The 2,361-nt window shown below is 64.5% G+C and carries 3 protein-coding genes; all 3 read right to left on the bottom strand.

Annotated elements, in window-relative coordinates; translation table 11 throughout:
• The coding region (locus tag VEK15_04180; GenBank protein HXV59869.1) for a BatD family protein at positions 1-1,016 on the bottom strand (1,016 nt) is incomplete at its 3' end.
• Positions 1,013-1,708 (bottom strand): tetratricopeptide repeat protein, encoded by a 696-nt coding sequence (locus tag VEK15_04175; GenBank protein ID HXV59868.1) that lies wholly within the window; start codon positions 1,706-1,708, stop codon positions 1,013-1,015. The genes VEK15_04180 and VEK15_04175, both read right to left, overlap by 4 nt.
• The coding region (locus tag VEK15_04170) for a VWA domain-containing protein (GenBank protein ID HXV59867.1) at positions 1,705-2,361 on the bottom strand (657 nt) is incomplete at its 5' end. The genes VEK15_04170 and VEK15_04175, both read right to left, overlap by 4 nt.

The following is a 2,361-nucleotide window of genomic DNA, read 5'->3' as shown; positions in this document are numbered from 1 at the left end:
AACGTTCGAAAGCCGGCGAGCTCGGGAAGCTCGGGCGCTTTCACGACCCGGAGATTCCCTTTGCCCTCGATAGAGAAAGTGAGGCTCACGGGGTCCCCGGCGCGGACTTCCTCCTTGTTGAGCTCGGCCGAGAAGCGGTACTCGCCCACGGCGCCTTCGAACTCGCGTCCGCGCCCCGCGACCGGAAGGGGCCGCACCTCGATCGAGACGGGCTGGGTGCGGAGGGTCACCGGCTCCGAGGCCCGCGCAAAGAAAGCATCGAAAGGATCGCTCGCGCTCAAACGAAACGCCATCGAGAGTGTGAGAGGCGGAACGTCGAGCGTGCCCGTCTTGGTCGGGAACAGGACGCGCTGTTTGAGAGGAAAGGTGAAGAACTCCTTGCCCTCGATGGTGCGCCGTTCGCCCGAGGGCTGACCCAGGTCCACCTCTTCCACCCAGAATCCCGTGAGCGCGGGATCGTCCTCGATCTCGGGCCCGAGGGGAACGAAGCGACTGTAGAGCCGATAAGTCACCACGAGCTGCTCCCCGAGGTAGACCGAAGGCTTGGACGCCTCGGCGCGAACGAACACGTCCTCCTCCGAGATCTGCACCGGTCGCCGTCTCGGGAACGGATCGAGGAGGCTTCCACGCCCGGGCGACGTCCGCGGCGCGAGCGAGCCGGACACCACCTCGACAGTGATTGGATCGGTTCGGTACGTTTTCCCCCCCGACTCGACGGCGACGGCGCCGATCGAGAACGTCCCTTCCTTCTGCGGAAGCAGCTGATAGATGAACGATCGAGTCGACGACATCTGACCGTTGACGATCTGGAACTGGCTCGACGTGGATCGACCCGTGACCCGAAAGCCATCGATGGCCGGCAGCTCGGGCTCCGCCCCGCCACCTCCTCCGGAGATGGATACGGTGAGCTCGAGCACGTCCTGGACTCCGATCCGCGAAGCGTTCACGGTGGCCTGAACGTCGATATCCTGGACGGTTGCGCTCGCGAGGGCGAGAACGAGTGCGAGGGGACTCACCAGATCTTTCCCTTACCGCGGGCCTTCGCCTTCTGCTTCTCCTGCTGTTGCTGCTGGAGCGCCTGTTCCATCTGGGCGAGGGCCTGGAGGATCTGCTCCGCCTCCTCGCGGCTCATCTCCATGGGCTGGGGTTGCGACTCTTGCTCGGAAGGACTCTCCCCGCCCGGTGCGGATTCCGCGTCGTTTGATTCGGGCTCGCCTGGATCCTGGGATTGTTGTTCCTCGTCCTGGTCCTCTTCGCCGTTTCCCTGCTGTTGCTGCTGCTGTTGTTGTTGCTGCTGCTGCTCTTCCCGCTTCTTCAGAGCGAGCTCCAGGTTCTGTCGCGCCTCGACGTCGGCCGGATCGATCTTCAACGCCTCGGCGTAGGCGCGAATCGCCTCGTTCCACTTCTCGTTCTTGAAGTGAATGTTCCCGATGTTGAACTCGCTCCGCCTCTTGACTTCCCCGTCCGTCGAGAGCCCGGTCTGATACTCCTGGAGCGCCGTCTCCAGGTCCTCCTTGCGATAGTGGACGTTCCCGATGTTGTAGTGGAGCTCGGGGGCATCGGGATGGCCCACCTGAGCCCGCGTATAGCTCTGGAGGGCTTCGTCCAGCTTTCCGTCTCGATACAGCTCGTTGCCCTCACGGTTCTCCCGCTCCTCGGCGGGCCCGAGGATCTGCCCCACGACGAGCACGACGGTGAAGAGTCTCATCCGCGCCCCTCCCGCAAAACCAGAGTCTCCGCCAGCAGGAAAGCGAGGGCAAACCCCAGCGGCCAGTAGAAGCGCTCCTGGTAGCGGCGGAAGAGCTGGGACTGGAGCTCTTCTCCCTCCATCGCCTGAATCGCGGAAGCGACGGCTTCGATCTCGCGATCCTGCTCGGCAATGCGGAAGTACTTACCGCCGGTCGAAAAGGCGAGGCGGGAGAGCGTCTCTTCGTCCAGCCGGCTCAAAACCGGCTCGCCCGAGTCGTCCCTCACGTAGTCGGTGACCTCGCCCCGCTCGTCTCGAAGCGGGATCGGCTGGCCCCCGGGGGTACCCACCCCGATGGCGTGAACGACGATGTTCTCGTCCCTGAGTTTTTCCGCCGCGCCGAGGGCGCTTCCCGAGAGCTCCTCTCCATCCGTCAGGAGCACCACGACGCGGTAGCGGGTCTGCTCGCTCACGAAGCTCGCGCGCGCCCGTTCGAGCGCGCCCGCAATGTCGGTCCCGGGCTCGGGAACGATTCCGGTGGTGACGGTATCGAGGAACACCCGCGCCGCCCCGTAATCGACGGTCAAAGGACACTGAACGAACGCCGAGCCGGAGAACACCACGAGCCCGACGCGGTTTCCCCTGAGCCTTTCGATGAGCTCGGAAGCGATGTA

The sequence above is a fragment of the Vicinamibacteria bacterium genome (genome assembly GCA_035620555.1).
In the GTDB taxonomy this organism is placed as follows: Bacteria; Acidobacteriota; Vicinamibacteria; order Marinacidobacterales; family SMYC01; genus DASPGQ01.
The sequence above is the reverse complement of the archived record's forward strand: the minus strand, read 5'-3'. Positions and strand labels throughout refer to the sequence as shown.

Excerpts from the sequence above, each read along its gene's own strand:
- VEK15_04175 (HXV59868.1), bottom strand. The coding sequence starts at position 1,708 with ATGAGACTCTTCACCGTCGTGCTCGTCGTGGGGCAGATCCTCGGGCCC.